This window comes from Flavobacterium sp. FlaQc-52, assembly GCF_044007495.1.
Lineage (GTDB): Bacteria > Bacteroidota > Bacteroidia > Flavobacteriales > Flavobacteriaceae > Flavobacterium > Flavobacterium cupriresistens.
Window position 1 is genome coordinate 135,820 of record NZ_JBIPCV010000012.1, and the last position, 14,463, is coordinate 150,282.

The 14,463-nt window shown below is 36.6% G+C and carries 13 protein-coding genes; 8 read left to right on the forward strand and 5 right to left on the reverse strand.

Translation table 11 applies throughout. The features are described 5' to 3' along the window. Positions 1–17: 17 nt before the first annotated feature. The gene (locus ACHRV5_RS18500; RefSeq protein WP_395427745.1) at positions 18–677 is read left to right on the forward strand and encodes a vancomycin high temperature exclusion protein; all 660 of its coding nucleotides are present in this window, start codon (positions 18–20) and stop codon (positions 675–677) included. Positions 678–768: 91 nt separating this feature from the next. On the opposite strand, the gene ACHRV5_RS18505 is transcribed toward ACHRV5_RS18500, so the two are convergent. The 4 genes from ACHRV5_RS18505 to ACHRV5_RS18520 all read right to left on the reverse strand — a co-directional run bounded on the left by ACHRV5_RS18505 (position 769) and on the right by ACHRV5_RS18520 (position 5,950). Continuing rightward, a complete protein-coding gene (locus tag ACHRV5_RS18505) occupies positions 769–1,689 on the reverse strand; it encodes a cupin domain-containing protein (protein WP_395427746.1) in 921 nt (306 codons plus the stop codon). A gap of 2 nt (positions 1,690–1,691) precedes the next feature. Continuing rightward, positions 1,692–3,467, reverse strand: a complete 1,776-nt coding sequence (locus ACHRV5_RS18510) for a GMC oxidoreductase (RefSeq protein WP_395427747.1) — start codon at positions 3,465–3,467, stop codon at positions 1,692–1,694. A 154-nt stretch (positions 3,468–3,621) separates the two neighbouring features. Beyond that, complete coding sequence (locus tag ACHRV5_RS18515) at positions 3,622–5,427, reverse strand: hypothetical protein (protein WP_395427748.1); 1,806 nt, start codon at positions 5,425–5,427, stop codon at positions 3,622–3,624. Positions 5,428–5,530: 103 nt separating this feature from the next. Then, positions 5,531–5,950: a DUF1842 domain-containing protein gene (locus ACHRV5_RS18520; protein WP_395427749.1), complete on the reverse strand. Its 420-nt coding sequence runs from the start codon at positions 5,948–5,950 to the stop codon at positions 5,531–5,533. 459 nt (positions 5,951–6,409) lie between these two features. Between ACHRV5_RS18520 and ACHRV5_RS18525 the strand changes: the two genes are divergently transcribed. From ACHRV5_RS18525 to ACHRV5_RS18550, 6 genes are all read left to right on the forward strand, one after another. Then, entirely contained in the window at positions 6,410–6,913 is a 504-nt protein-coding gene (locus tag ACHRV5_RS18525; protein WP_230003448.1) for a GbsR/MarR family transcriptional regulator, read from the forward strand. Between the two features lie 70 nt (positions 6,914–6,983). Beyond that, a complete protein-coding gene (locus tag ACHRV5_RS18530) occupies positions 6,984–7,331 on the forward strand; it encodes a hypothetical protein (RefSeq protein WP_230003450.1) in 348 nt (115 codons plus the stop codon). Positions 7,332–7,350: 19 nt separating this feature from the next. Further along, the gene (locus ACHRV5_RS18535) at positions 7,351–7,734 is read left to right on the forward strand and encodes a hypothetical protein (RefSeq protein ID WP_047774372.1); all 384 of its coding nucleotides are present in this window, start codon (positions 7,351–7,353) and stop codon (positions 7,732–7,734) included. A 61-nt stretch (positions 7,735–7,795) separates the two neighbouring features. Further along, the gene (locus ACHRV5_RS18540; RefSeq protein ID WP_395427750.1) at positions 7,796–8,617 is read left to right on the forward strand and encodes a hypothetical protein; all 822 of its coding nucleotides are present in this window, start codon (positions 7,796–7,798) and stop codon (positions 8,615–8,617) included. Continuing rightward, positions 8,617–9,531, forward strand: coding sequence for a TIGR01777 family oxidoreductase (locus ACHRV5_RS18545; RefSeq protein WP_395427751.1), 915 nt, complete (start codon positions 8,617–8,619; stop codon positions 9,529–9,531). The genes ACHRV5_RS18540 and ACHRV5_RS18545 overlap by 1 nt, the downstream gene beginning before the upstream one ends. Further along, positions 9,528–9,986 (forward strand): cell division protein, encoded by a 459-nt coding sequence (locus tag ACHRV5_RS18550; RefSeq protein WP_395427752.1) that lies wholly within the window; start codon positions 9,528–9,530, stop codon positions 9,984–9,986. Before ACHRV5_RS18545 ends, ACHRV5_RS18550 begins: the two co-directional genes overlap by 4 nt. 412 nt (positions 9,987–10,398) lie before the next feature. Here the strand turns inward: ACHRV5_RS18550 and ACHRV5_RS18555 are convergent, their stop codons facing one another. Further along, the gene (locus tag ACHRV5_RS18555; RefSeq protein ID WP_395427753.1) at positions 10,399–11,211 is read right to left on the reverse strand and encodes a hypothetical protein; all 813 of its coding nucleotides are present in this window, start codon (positions 11,209–11,211) and stop codon (positions 10,399–10,401) included. Positions 11,212–11,346: 135 nt separating this feature from the next. On the opposite strand from ACHRV5_RS18555, the gene gcvP reads away from it, so the two are divergent. Further along, positions 11,347–14,196 (forward strand): aminomethyl-transferring glycine dehydrogenase, encoded by a 2,850-nt coding sequence (gene gcvP / locus ACHRV5_RS18560; protein ID WP_047774380.1) that lies wholly within the window; start codon positions 11,347–11,349, stop codon positions 14,194–14,196. Positions 14,197–14,463: the final 267 nt, after the last annotated feature.

The following is a 14,463-nucleotide window of genomic DNA, read 5'->3' on the forward strand; positions in this document are numbered from 1 at the left end:
TTAAAAAATAGCTACTCTTGAAAAAGTATTTTAAACTATTCCTTTACCTTTCTCTTATAGGATTGGTTGCGATTATCTCTGTTAATTACTATGTAAAATCAACTACAGAACCACTTATTTACCACTCTTTAGAAAAATTACCAAAAAACGACATTGGAATTGTTTTTGGTGCGGGAATTAATGGTGATCAGCCAAGTAAATATTTAAAGGACAGACTTGATGCCGGAATTCTACTGTACAAAACCAAAAGAATTAGCAAAATTTTACTTTCGGGTGACAATGGACGTGACGAATATGATGAATTAACGGTCATGAAAAAGTACTGTTATAGAAACGGTGTTGATACAACTAAAATTTTTGTTGATTATGCCGGTTTCGATACGTATTCGACGATGTATAGAGCGAAGCATATTTTTAAAGTTGAAAAAGCGACTTTAATCTCTCAGGAATACCATTTAAACAGAGCCATTTACATTGGAAACAAACTTGGTGTAAAATCAATTGGTTTCTCTGCAAACAAAGGGGAATATAGCGGCTATAAATATGTCCGATTTAGAGAATGTATTTCTATAGTGAAATCCTTTTTTGATGTTCTGAGAAATCGCGAACCTCATTTTTTAGGAAATCCTATCCCTCTTGATGGAGAATCTAATTATTCCAAGGAAGACAAAAGATAACTAAAAAACCGAAGCAATTGCTTCGGTTTTGATTTATACTACTATAAATGGAGCTGTTTGCTATTGCGAATAGCTCCGTTTTTTTATGCTTTTACTGAAGCTTATTAATGATTTCAACTTGCTCCGGAAATTTAATTTTAAGCATTTCAATTTGTTCGGGAGTAGGAAGAAAACTATCACTTTTGTCCCAGGCAGGAGCCAGACTACAGCTTGATAAGGCATAACCCGGGCCTACTAATTCGGCACCAAACCAATGGTTATGCGGTGCAGCTCCCATTAGAAGTTGTCCCTGATCGAGATCACTGCCAAAAGTTACCGTAGAATAAACGCCCTCTTCTGAGAAAATATGCAGTTTGATTGCGCTTCCCTGATGGAAAAACCATTGCTCATCTTGATTCAAGGCATGAATTTTAAGCACCTCACCTTCTTTTAAAAGAAAATAATTGGTAGAATAAGCTCTGCGATCACCATCAAAACGTTTCGGTAAAGCTGCTTCCGGGAGGATGATATCACTTTCGGGTCCATGGGCTAAATACCCTCCGATTCCTGTGGGAACCATATTTAACTTTCGAATCAATCGATCGGCCTCGATATTGGCGTTAGGAAATCGTTTAGAAAAACACACGGTGATTCCTATAATTTCGTCGCCACCTTTCTTCCGTAAAAGCCCTTTTTGAGTAACAATTTCTAAATCGGCAACTGATCCGTCTGGCTCGGTTATTTCAATGGTCTCATAGTAATTCAATAATGGGATACCACTTTCCATCACCTCTTTGTCATGGGCCACATGTGCGGCACGACTATCTCTGGTCCCGATCAGGTCTTCTTGCTTTTGCCCTAATAAATCTGCAAAATCTTTATTGACCCACAAAAAGACAGCATCGTGATTCTTGATACAAAAATATACACCATCTGTTTTATCGAGTACATCTCCTACTGTCATGGCAGGAATAGTATCTAATGGTATATTATTTATATCGGTATCGAGTTCGTTTAAGGTTTGATTTTCCATAATTAATTTGAAACAAAAGTTTTAGATTCGCTTTTAACCTTAATATGGGACTCCTGGTGCAAATTATCTGCCAAATCCTGAGCTAGTGCAACCATAGTCATTGTTGGATTCCACGAACCACTTGCAGGCCAAAGTGCTCCTCCTGTCACATAGACATTCTCAACACCGTTTGGACGATAATCCAAACCAACAACTCCTTCGTCTCCTTTGCCAATCCAAAGACTTGAACCTTCATGAACCAATCCGCCCACTCTACGTTGTTTAACCGGTGGGTGCTCACTCATCCAGACTCCTTCATCTGCATTACCGTGCCAATATTCTACGGCAGCGTGCCCCTTTGGTGATAAAGCTTCTTCTAACATCTGAAAAGTCCCATGATCCATGGTATCCCAAGTCTGCAAATCTATTTCACCGGCTACCGCCTGCAACGTTACATTTGTTGTAGGATCAGATTGTCCGTTAAGACGCAAGTAATTCTCCGGATTTCTGAAATCCATTTCGCCCAGTACTGCACATACAAATACCAAATAATCCTCAGAACTTGTAAGCTGTGCCATAGACGCAGTAGCGACAACATCCGGCATATAACGAGCTGCTTTCTGAGCATTCTTAAGCGGATTTTTATCTGAAAGAACCGAAAGTTGTACGTGATATTGCATACCACTTTCTTTATTTACGCCTGCCATATAGATCGCCGCTAATTCCAATTCACTTAATTGATTCGCAAAATCATAATCTTTACGCGGAATACGTGCTACTACAGAGGTAATGAAATGTGCCGTAAAACGTTCTCCTGCTTTTTTTACCTGAGGAAAAGAATTTAAGATCAACGTAGCCGGAGGAAGTGTTCCCATTGCCAAAATCACTTTAGCATTACCTACATTTACCATTCCTCTGGAAGTTTCTAAAGCGGTGGCAACCCCGTCTTGCTGATGAATGCGGTTTACAATACAATTACCTACCATTTGCAGCGGACTTCCCTCTCCTTTTTTACTTAAATCAGATTGTTTTATGGCAAGATCCAACATTACAGATGGGGTAGAGAATTTAGCAAAATCCAAACCTTCCTGTACCCCTGACCCCGCTGCCAAAGGCGCTGCCATACTTCTGGTTGCTGAAGTCACTTTCCCTAAATTAGCAGCCAACATTTCCTGAAGCTCGGTTTGCAATAGTCCGTACACAGGGCGTTGCAAAGCAACATGTTTTAAAACGGCAGGATCTAAATCACTATCGATCTGATCGGCCGGCACTACATTTAATAAAATTTCTGCCGATTTAAAATTTGCTTTTGCAGCATCTATAGTTTCTTGCGGCCAATATTGCATTTCTTCTTCCTTAGGTCTTGGACACCAGGCACTCCACATAATACTTCTTCCTCCAAAAAAAGGAATCATTCCGTGTTGAAACTGGATATTCCCTGCAGGTTGTGTCGCCGTTTTACTCGAAAGTGTCCACGGAAATGTTTCTGACAATCCGCCTAACACATGTTGATAAGGAATAGGTAAATTTTGAAAATGTTCCGGCAGGAAAAAAGGCCCTCTTTCTACAATCAAAATTTTAGACATTGGGTTTTGAGCTAAAGTTCGCTCAGCAAAAGCCAAAGAACAAAAACCACTACCAATTATAATAAAATCAAAATGCTCTTGTTCGCGAGCTATTTTCCAATCTGTTTCTGAAAGAAAAAAAATATGATCGAAAACTTTTTGGGGTGTCGGATCTTGCGGTCCCGGTGTCGGGTAACCATTTGCAAAATTCGGACTTGATGAAAATGTTGTCATAATACTTCTTTTTTAGGTTAATTGTTGGTGTTTGAGATTTATTATTTAGAAAGACAAAAACAGCAAAAAAACCGAAACTGTTGCTTCGCTTTTTTTGCCATTCTTGTTTTAGGTGATCAATCGCTTTTTGGCGACAATCCCATTTTTATTTCACTTATATTTTTTTCTTACTAGAGGACGATAACGGTATAATTTCACCGAAAACATGACTCAGGATTTTGGGTTGCAGACTAGGACTAGTATTATTACTATGACAAGAAAAACAAGAGATTGCCGTGCTGTCTGTCGAAGCCGTTGATGGAGATTGAACAAACGTTTCCATGGTACTATTAGACAACTGTCCGGTACCAATTGCATCTCCATTAGGAATTGAGTCAGCTGTCCCTCCGTAGGGGTAAACATTCCCGTTTGGTGCGGCACCTCCAAAAGTCCATGTTGCTCCTATTAACAGATAATTTTTTCTGACATCTTTGCCTACCAACATCTTACGAACGGCATTATTTATGGAAATGATCTCACTGTTGGAATCAGCCGGTGTTTGATCTTCTCCGTTAGGAACGGTATTAGAAGCCACTCCCCAAGCCATAATTCTTCTTACATTAGGAGTCTTAATCGTTGTATCTTTTACCTGAATCGTATTACCTGAAACAGTCATACTTTGAAAGTTTTGATTTCCTGTTGTATCATTGGCATTGACATTAAAAAGCCATCCTTTACCGGTATCGGCTCGCACCTGTTTTATATTATTTTGTTTGTCGCGATACGCATATGCATCATTTGGTGAATTTTTCTCATGTTCAAAAGTGGCCCAAACCATTTCAGGATGTCCGGCTACACTTCCTACAACATGCATTCCTACCAATGCTAATGTTGTTGTTTTTTGCCCCTTTTCAACCCATACCTTTGGATTGGACTTATCATAAGTAGGGATTACCGCTTTTATCGTAACATAAGTATCCGCGTTTGGTAAATCTTTGACTTCTACCCATGACGTTTTTAATTCCATTGCCAAAGCATCCGGATCAGGAGGCGCAGCCCAGCCTTTTGTTTTTGCATAGGCCAGAATACTGTCTCTCGCACTGGCTGTGGTTGGAAATTGATTTCCGTTTAATTTACCCTCGTTAACTCCTGTTAAAAAATAAGCGTAAACATCATTAACCATAGTGATATAATATACTAATGATTTATTTTCTCCCATTAAAGCGCCATGAGAACCTGCTTGTCCTTGTTCAGACTGCACTTCTCTACCTTTAGAATCAAGAAAGATCGATTTTGCCCCTATTTTAAACTCCTGTACCACAGCAGACGGGTTAATTTTACTGTCTATAACAGGTTTTGGATTTTTGATGACTTTTCCTTTTGTATCAATAAAAGAGTGTAGTCCTGAGGCATTGGTCGAAATATGATCGAACTGGATTAATTTGTTAGCGTCGTTTTTAACTTTTTCGTCTTTTTTCGCTGCTTCAATTTCAAACCTTCTTCCATTTTTATCGATCAAAATAGGCAATCTGTTTGGTCCGCTTTGGTTAATGTTACTTACCGCACGAATCGCTTCATTGGCTTTATGTTGTGTCAGCGTACGTTTGTTTAAGGAATCAGGAGGTGAAACATTGTAAAATACGGGAGATTCTAAAACAGTTCCTTTTCCGTTATATCCTCCTGAAGCCGGAGACGTTAGCCATAAAAACATTTGCTCCGACCATTTATAAAAATCACAATTGTTTTTACTCGGAAACAATACACTGTTCGCCGGTTTGACTAATCCGTTTTCAGTTACGGTACCTGAAGCGAACCAAGACTTAAACTCGGATTCAGACACCGTGCAAGTTTCTTTTACATCTTGTGGTAAATACTCATAATCATTAGAAGCCAAAAGGCCTTTCTCTTTTTTACATCCTAAAAACAGGATTACTATTGCAGTAAACGCTACAGCAATAATTTTTGTGGTTGTTTTTTTCATCTTTTTCACAGTTTAGATTTGGTTTATTTAGGGATATAATTAAGCAGCAAAACATTTATTTAAATTCACATTACAGGCAGTAAAATGATCAGGCGCATCTTTTTTAATTGATACCAAATTCCTCTTTCAAATTTTCCGCTAAAGCAACAGGTTCATTTTCGATTTGGTGATTGTGGCACGAAAAACCTCCCGTTCCGTCCCAGCAGTTATTAATCGCAAAATAGGCATCAAAATCAGCCAAAAAAGAGTCATTCTCCGATTTCTCCAGCGACTGTCTGTACTTTCCTTGCAGACTGACTACTTTTGTGAATTGCCCTAATCGCGTAACATTGATTTTTCCTTTAACCTCAACGGCTATATCATTTTCAGAATCATCTACGGTTTGTTTAATGATAACGGTACCCGTCACAGAATTCTTCAATGGCTTTACTATTAAACTAAACGTAGCAATGGGAGCACCCGGCATCCCAACATTTCCTATAGTTCCTTCTGCTAAATAATCTTCTGTTACTAAATTTTCCATTGTGGTTTGGTTTTTGGTTTTTGTCATGTTTAATTAGAACTTTTCAGAATGGAGCTGGTTTCTTTCGAGTGGCTGCTCTTCTCTTTATTGAAAAGTAAATTGGCCTAAAAATGGAACGCTATTCCGTCCTCCATCTCTTAAATTCCCTATCAAAGCTATAACAGCAGTCGTTCTTTGTGTAAAAAAATGTCATGGGGCAATTTTTTTTTGTCATGAAAGAGATAAAAAATGCCCCAAGAGTCCTTTTAAATGTCATGAAAGCCCTTCTTACCTATATGAGATAAATAGTTTAGTAAATGAATTCAAAGCAAACACCCCTAACTTAATCGCAGAACAGCAGTGCTTTTAAAACTTTAAAAATGCAGTTAGCACACCATTGTAAGAGGCAATACTATTATCTTTTAAAATTATCTTTCAATTATTTTTGAAAGTTTAAAAACTTTTGCTTACATTTGATCTATGGAATTCAAAGAAGCAAAAAATAAATTCGTACAGACCTGGGGAGCTTTAGGTTCTCAATGGGGCATCAATAAAACCATGGCACAGATTCATGCTTTACTGATGGTTTCTAATGAACCGGTTTCTATGGAAGATATTATGGATGAATTGCAGATTTCCCGCGGTAATGCAAGTATGAACTTAAGAGGTTTAATGGATTGGGGAATTGTATATAAAGAATACAAAGCCGGAGAAAGAAGGGAATTTTTTACTGCTGAAAAAGATCTGGACGAATTGGCCGTAAAAATTGCCAGAGAAAGAAGTAAAAGAGAAATTAAACCCGCTCTTAAAATCCTAAAAGAAGTTTCCTCAATAGAAGCAAAAGACACTGCCGAAGAAAAACACTTTATCGATCAAACCAACAAATTGTATGATTTTGTGCTAAAGGCCGATAATATGCTGGATAAAATAACAGAGTTTAACGAAAACTGGCTGGGTCGTCTGGTCTTAAAAATCATGAAATAAAAAAAATTCATTAAAAGTTTCATTTTTTTCTGAAAGTTTAAAACAATCAATAACTATAAACAAACAGACCATGAATCTCAACATTACTGGCTATCTGATTTACCTCAGCATCACGATTTTCATCATTTTCAGAGTTGGGAAAATCTGTTACAAGAATGGGAACATTTATGTCCGCGAACTGATTCCGGATCACATCGAAATTTGTCAAAAAATCAATCAGGTATTGTTACTGGCGTATTATCTTTTAAATAGTGGTTATTGTGCCATGACTTTAGTTTCCTGGCAGAAAATCACATCATCGACACAACTTATTGAAACCATCGGAATAAAAACGGCGATCATAATTTTCATCATTTCAATTTTACATTATCTCAATATTATAATTCTTACCAAATACATTCAAAAACTAATTAAATAACACCTTAAATTTAACTCTCATGGAAACTACAAAAATCTTAATCGGTTACAGTATTTATTTGCCAATTGCATTATTCCTTACCTACTATGTTTCTAAAACACTTTTTAAAAATGGAAAAATCTTTATGCTTGATATTTTTAAAGGAAGAGAAGATATCGCTCAGGCTACCAATAAACTTTTTGAAACCGGTTTTTATCTTTTAAATGTTGGATTCGCTTTAATGATTTTACAACTTGAATTGAGCAGAGACAGTTACCAGGAATTAATTGAAAATTTAAGTTATAAAATTGGCGGATTTTCTATTTACTTAGGTATAATGTTATTCATCAATTTGTACTTTTTCTTCAGAGGAAAAAGAAAAGCAAAAGAAACAAGAGAAGAGCGATTAGTATTTAAAGCTTAAGTCATCCCTTACATCTGGCGGGACTTATAAAACCCGTCAGATTTACTAAAAACTACCTGTCATGAAAACACTGGAAAACCAAACTTTACTGTATGACGAAGATTGTCCGTTATGTCAAGTTTACACTACGGGTTTTATAAAAGCAAAAATGCTGGACGAAAACGGTCGTAAATCGTATTGTCAATTAAATGAAAACGAACAAACTTTTGTTGACATAAACCGTGCTTCTAATGAGATTGCGTTAATAGACGACAAAAATCAAACGGTGCTTTATGGAATTGACAGTCTACTGAAAGTCCTTGGATTCTCTTTTCCTTTAATTGAAAAAATCGGAAATATAAAACCTGTTAAATTCTTTTTGAAAAAACTGTATTCGTTTGTTTCTTATAATCGAAAAGTCATTATTCCGAGTAAAATCAATACAGCGGCGAAGTTACAATGTGTACCGAATTTCAATTATAAGTACCGATTTTTATTTATTGGTTTTGCTACTGTTATGACCACAATCGTATTGTACAACTATTCTTTTCTGATTCCGAGTTTGCCAAAAGCAAGTATCACAAGAGAATTTATGATAGCGATAGGACAACTCTTTTTTCAATCTTTGTTTCTTTTGAAATCAGACCGAAAAACAATCCTCAATTACAGCGGAAATCTAATGACGGTTTCTTTAATGGGATCTTTATTGCTACTTCCAATACTGTTACTGCAGACTGTTGTCACTATTTCACCTAATGCAACTTTAATTTGGTTTGTTCTTACCGCTTTTATTATGTTTATGGAACATTACAGAAGGATTAAAATACTACAACTACCGACTTACTTATGTATCACGTGGGTTGTTTACAGACTTATTGTTTTACTCTTAATTTTAAATTTCTAATGATCCGAAATAAATTAATCATCGCAGCAGGAACCGGCTTTTTAGGTCAGGGTTTACTAAATCATTTTAAAGACAGATTCGGAGAAATCGTAATCTTAACCCGAGGGAAATCAAAAACGATTGACGGAAATAAATATGTCAATTGGAATGCTAAGACATTCTCCGGCTGGGAAAAAGAACTGGAAAACGCAGCCGTTTTGATAAACCTTGCCGGAAAATCGGTTGATTGCCGCTACACCAAAGAAAATAAAAAAGAGATACTGTTATCCCGAATTGAAAGCACCAAGATTTTAAATAAAGCAGTCTTAAATTGCAAAAATGCACCAAAACACTGGCTGAATTCCTCAACCTCCACCATATATCGTTTCTCTTTAGATAAGGAAATGGACGAAAGGAACGGCGAAATTGGCAATGATTTCTCGATGAACGTGGCGCAATCCTGGGAAAAAGCTTTTTTTAAAACCGAAACGCCAAGTACCTTAAAAACGGCTTTGAGAACTTCTATCGTTTTAGGAAAAAAGGGAGGTGCATTAGTACCGCTAAAAACCCTTGCCCAATTTGGCTTTGGCGGAAAACAAGGAAATGGAAACCAAATGGTAAGCTGGATTCATGAAACGGATTTTGTCCGAGCAATAGATTTTATAATAGACAAAGAAATAACCGGAGTACTGAATATTGTTGCTCCAAAACCCGTGACAAATAAAAATTTCATGTCCTTACTACGAAAAGCCGTCAATGCTCCATTTGGGATTCCAATAACGGAATCGCTATTAAAATTGGGCGCTCTGCTTATCCGAACGGAACCGGAATTGGTTTTAAAAAGCAGGAATGTGATTCCGAAACGATTGCTTGAAGAAGGTTTTCAATTTGAATTTGAAACTTTAGAAAAAGCATTAAAAAATCTAATACAATGACAACAATAAACTTAGTCACCAAAATAAAAGCCCCAAAACAAATTGTTTTTGATACCGCGAGAGATATTGATTTGCATCAGAAATCAACAGCAACTTCAAACGAAAAAGCCATTGCCGGCGTTACATCGGGCTTAATTAATTTCAATGAAACCGTTACCTGGAGAGGAAAACACTTCGGGTTTTATTTGACGCACAAAAGCCGGATTACCCAAATGGATCTTTGTGATTATTTTCTGGATGAAATGGAGGAAGGCAAATTCAAAACATTCAAACACCAGCATTTTTTTGAAGAACAAAACGGGATTACCATCATGAAAGACCATTTACAATATGAAACGCCTTATGGAATTTTCGGGGAATTATTTGATATTATATGCCTCGAAAAGCATCTGACCAATTTTCTTTTAGCGAGAAATAAAATCCTCAAAGAAACGGCAGAAAACAGTTTCTTATAAAAAAGATCGTCCACGTCAGAAGATTTTTTGACACGAATTTCACGAATTGGCACGAATTATTTTTTTGCCACAGATTAAAAAGATTTGCACGGATTTTTTTAATCATTTTAATCCTTTAATCTGTGGCTAAAGGCTCGTCACGAACTACACGAATTGGCATGAATTATTCTTGCCACAGATTAAAAAGATTTGCACGAATTTTTTTAATCATTTTAATCCTTTAATCTGTGGCTAAAGGCTCGCCACGAACTACACGAATTGGCATGAATTATTCTTACCACAGATTAAAAGATTAGCACAGATTTTTTAATCATTTTAATCCTTTAATCTGTGGCTAAAATTCCCCGCCAAGAATCTCATTAATTAATTAGTGATAATTCGTGTAATTCGTGTTAAAAAAAACTACTGAAGCTTATAGTAGAACTAACATCAGCCACCAAAAGATCGGCACACTTTCTACCCAAAAAGAAGTATAATACTTAGATCTATTGGTGTTTGCGAATACAATGAACAAACACAACATTGTAATCATGATGATATTAATAAAAAGATCCTGATAATTAAAGGTTGAAATCAAAAACTCCAACAAACAAAACGGTATCAGCAATAACAACCCTAAAATTTTGGTTTTTTTCACACCTATCGTTTGTGGTACAGTTTGCAGGTGCGGATCATCATTGGCCAAATCAAGAATTTCGAAAACCAAGATCAACACAAAAACCAGAATAAAACGCTGAATGCATTTGATAAAAAAATCGGAAGTAAAAGGAATTTCAGCATTGATTAGGGGTAAAACCAAAGTCACTCCCACCCAACAAATGGCAACCATATAAATTTTTACTCCGGCCCAGTTTCGCGCATTTCTTCTGTTCGGAAAAAACGGAAGGGTGTATAAAGCGGTAATCGCAAAAATTCCAAACGAAACAACTTGAGTAATTCTCTTTAATTGGAAAAAATAATAACCAACCAAAACCACCGAAACAAGACTCAAAAGTGCGATAATTTTCAACTGACTCCCTATCGGATTTTTTTTCACCCGAACCAAAGCATCGTATTTAACAAAATTATACCCCACTATTGTTCCAAAAAAAACAAACAAAGCCATTGGTTCATCGTACTGAATATGAAAGACATGGAATGTAATATGCACCAATGCAAAACACGATAAAGCTACATGAATACTGCTGTTTAAATAAAAATCTAATATCTGTTTGATAAGTTTCATGACTCAAATCTAATCAATTATTAAGAAATCAACCCATTAGTTATAAATTTCACAAAATTTGAAGTTAAAAATACCGAATAAATTATTATTAATACTTAATTTTGCACCACAAAAAAACAACACTTTTACAACTATATGAAAACAGATGCTTTTGCTTTAAGACACATTGGTCCAAGAGAAACAGATCTTCAACACATGTTACAGACAATTGGAGTTGAATCGATCGAACAACTTGTTTACGAAACCCTTCCAGATGACATTCGTTTAAAAGCACCTTTAGACTTAGACCCTGCGATGACTGAATATGAGTTCTCTAACCATATTCAACAATTAGGTAACAAAAATAAAATCTTTAAAACTTATATTGGTTTAGGTTATAATCAGGCGATTGTTCCTGCTGTAATCCAAAGAAATGTTTTTGAAAACCCGGGATGGTATACGGCTTACACACCGTACCAAGCTGAAATCGCACAAGGTCGTTTAGAAGCCATTTTAAACTTTCAAACTACTGTTATCGAATTGACCGGAATGGAAATCGCTAATGCTTCTTTGTTAGATGAAGCAACAGCAGCAGCAGAAGCTATGGCACTGTTGTTAGATGTTCGTTCACGTGACCAAAAGAAAAACAATGTAAATAAATTTTTCGTTTCAGAAGAAATTTTACCTCAAACGCTTTCTGTTTTAGAAACTCGTGCGACTCCAATTGGTGTTGAACTAGTAATTGGAAACCACGAAACTTTTGACTTTTCTACTGAATTCTTCGGAGCTATTTTACAATACCCTGGAAAATACGGACAAGTAAATGATTATACTGCTTTTATTGAGAAAGCTGCTGCAAGCGAAATTAAGGTTGCCGTTGCTGCTGACATTTTAAGCTTAGTAAAATTAACTCCTCCGGGAGAAATGGGAGCTGCTGTTGTAGTTGGTACTACACAACGTTTCGGAATTCCGTTAGGATACGGAGGACCACACGCTGCTTATTTTGCAACTAAAGAAGAATACAAACGCAGTATGCCGGGTCGTATCATTGGGGTAACCATTGACACAAACGGAAATCGTGCATTGCGTATGGCGTTGCAAACCCGCGAGCAACACATCAAACGTGATAAAGCAACTTCTAACATCTGTACTGCACAAGTATTATTGTCAGTTATGGCTGGAATGTATGCAGTTTACCACGGACCAAAAGGATTACAATATATCGCTGACAAAGTACATGCTGCGGCAGCTACTTTGGCAAACGAATTACAAAAAATAGGCGTACAACAACTGAACTCTGCTTTCTTTGATACTATCTTAGTACAAGCAGATGCTAAAAAAGTAAAAGCGGTTGCTGAAGCTAAAGAAGTAAACTTCTACTATGCTGATGAAAATACAATTTCGATTTCATTAAACGAAACGACAAGTATTTCTGATGTAAATGACATCATTGCCATTTTTGCAGAAGCGCTTTCTTTACAAGCTACCACTATTTCTGAATTAACAGAAATCAATCATTTCCCGGATTCAGTAAACAGAACTTCTGCTTTCTTAGAGCATGATGTTTTCAACAAATACCATTCAGAAACTGCTTTGATGCGTTACATCAAAATGTTAGAGCGTAAAGATTTAGCGTTAAATCACTCGATGATTTCGTTAGGTTCTTGTACGATGAAATTGAATGCTGCTGCCGAAATGTTGCCATTAAGTAATCCAAACTGGAATAACGTTCACCCTTTTGCGCCACTTGACCAAGCACAAGGATACCAGGAAATGTTGAAAAAACTGGAGCAACAATTAAACGTTATTACAGGTTTTGCCGGTACTACTTTACAACCAAACTCTGGTGCACAAGGAGAATACGCTGGACTTATGGTAATTCGTGCGTACCACCAATCACGTGGAGACGATCACAGAAATATCGCTTTGATCCCTTCCTCTGCTCACGGAACAAATCCTGCTTCTGCAGCAATGGCCGGAATGAAAGTAGTGGTTACTAAAACATTAGAAAACGGAAATATCGACGTAGAAGATTTACGTGAGAAAGCCATTCTTCATAAAGACAACTTATCTTGTTTAATGGTAACTTACCCATCTACACATGGTGTATTTGAAAGTGCTATTCAGGAAATTACAAAAATCATTCACGATAACGGCGGACAAGTTTATATGGACGGTGCGAACATGAATGCTCAGGTTGGATTAACAAATCCTGCTACAATTGGAGCTGACGTTTGTCACTTAAACTTACACAAAACTTTCGCTATCCCTCACGGAGGTGGAGGTCCTGGAGTTGGTCCTATTTGTGTAGCACCACAATTGGTTCCTTTCTTACCTGGAAACCCGGTAATCCCAACAGGAGGAGAAACGGCTATCACGGCTATTTCTGCTGCACCTTGGGGATCTGCACTAGTTTGTTTGATTTCTTACGGATACATTTCAATGTTAGGAGCTGAAGGTTTAAAAAGCGCTACAGAGCATGCGATTTTAAATGCCAACTACATCAAAGAAAAATTAAACGGACATTACGACACTTTATATTCAGGAGAAATGGGTCGTGCAGCGCACGAAATGATCTTAGAATGTCGTCCATTCAAACAAAAAGGAATCGAAGTTACCGATATCGCAAAACGTTTAATGGATTATGGTTTCCACGCACCAACAGTATCTTTCCCAGTTGCAGGAACTTTAATGATCGAACCAACTGAAAGTGAAAACTTAGAAGAATTAGATCGTTTTTGTGAAGCTATGATTTCTATCAGAAAAGAAATTGAAGCAGCAACAATCGAAGACAGCAATAATGTATTGAAAAATTCTCCTCACACTTTAGCTATGCTAACAACAGAGACTTGGGATTTCCCTTACACAAGAGAACAAGCTGCTTTCCCATTAGAATACATCGCTGAAAACAAATTCTGGCCTTCTGTTCGAAGAGCAGATGACGCGTTCGGAGACAGAAACCTAATCTGTAGCTGTGCTCCTATTGAAGCATATATGGAAAATTAAAAAAAAATAATTTTTCGGCATTATCAATAAACCCGATAACTTCAAAATTATCGGGTTTATTATTTTTATAACATTATGCAAAGAACTTGTTATTTTACTGCACAAATAAGAATGTTTTTACAAAATAAAAATACGCCCAAAAAACAATCGCAAACGTTTGAAATCTCATATAAAGCTAAAATTCATTATAAAATAACCAATAACTAGAGCTAAAAATTCTTATTTCATAATTATATGCACGCATAGTATGTTTTATGATAGTTATCA

Coding starts and splice junctions, on each gene's coding strand:
- ACHRV5_RS18505 (WP_395427746.1), bottom strand. CDS start 1,689: ATGGAAAATCAAACCTTAAACGAACTCGATACCGATATAAATAATATA.
- ACHRV5_RS18510 (WP_395427747.1), bottom strand. CDS start 3,467: ATGACAACATTTTCATCAAGTCCGAATTTTGCAAATGGTTACCCGACA.
- ACHRV5_RS18515 (WP_395427748.1), bottom strand. CDS start 5,427: ATGAAAAAAACAACCACAAAAATTATTGCTGTAGCGTTTACTGCAATA.
- ACHRV5_RS18520 (WP_395427749.1), bottom strand. CDS start 5,950: ATGGAAAATTTAGTAACAGAAGATTATTTAGCAGAAGGAACTATAGGA.
- ACHRV5_RS18525 (WP_230003448.1), top strand. CDS start 6,410: ATGGAATTCAAAGAAGCAAAAAATAAATTCGTACAGACCTGGGGAGCT.
- ACHRV5_RS18530 (WP_230003450.1), top strand. CDS start 6,984: ATGAATCTCAACATTACTGGCTATCTGATTTACCTCAGCATCACGATT.
- ACHRV5_RS18535 (WP_047774372.1), top strand. CDS start 7,351: ATGGAAACTACAAAAATCTTAATCGGTTACAGTATTTATTTGCCAATT.
- ACHRV5_RS18540 (WP_395427750.1), top strand. CDS start 7,796: ATGAAAACACTGGAAAACCAAACTTTACTGTATGACGAAGATTGTCCG.
- ACHRV5_RS18545 (WP_395427751.1), top strand. CDS start 8,617: ATGATCCGAAATAAATTAATCATCGCAGCAGGAACCGGCTTTTTAGGT.
- ACHRV5_RS18550 (WP_395427752.1), top strand. CDS start 9,528: ATGACAACAATAAACTTAGTCACCAAAATAAAAGCCCCAAAACAAATT.
- ACHRV5_RS18555 (WP_395427753.1), bottom strand. CDS start 11,211: ATGAAACTTATCAAACAGATATTAGATTTTTATTTAAACAGCAGTATT.
- gcvP (WP_047774380.1), top strand. CDS start 11,347: ATGAAAACAGATGCTTTTGCTTTAAGACACATTGGTCCAAGAGAAACA.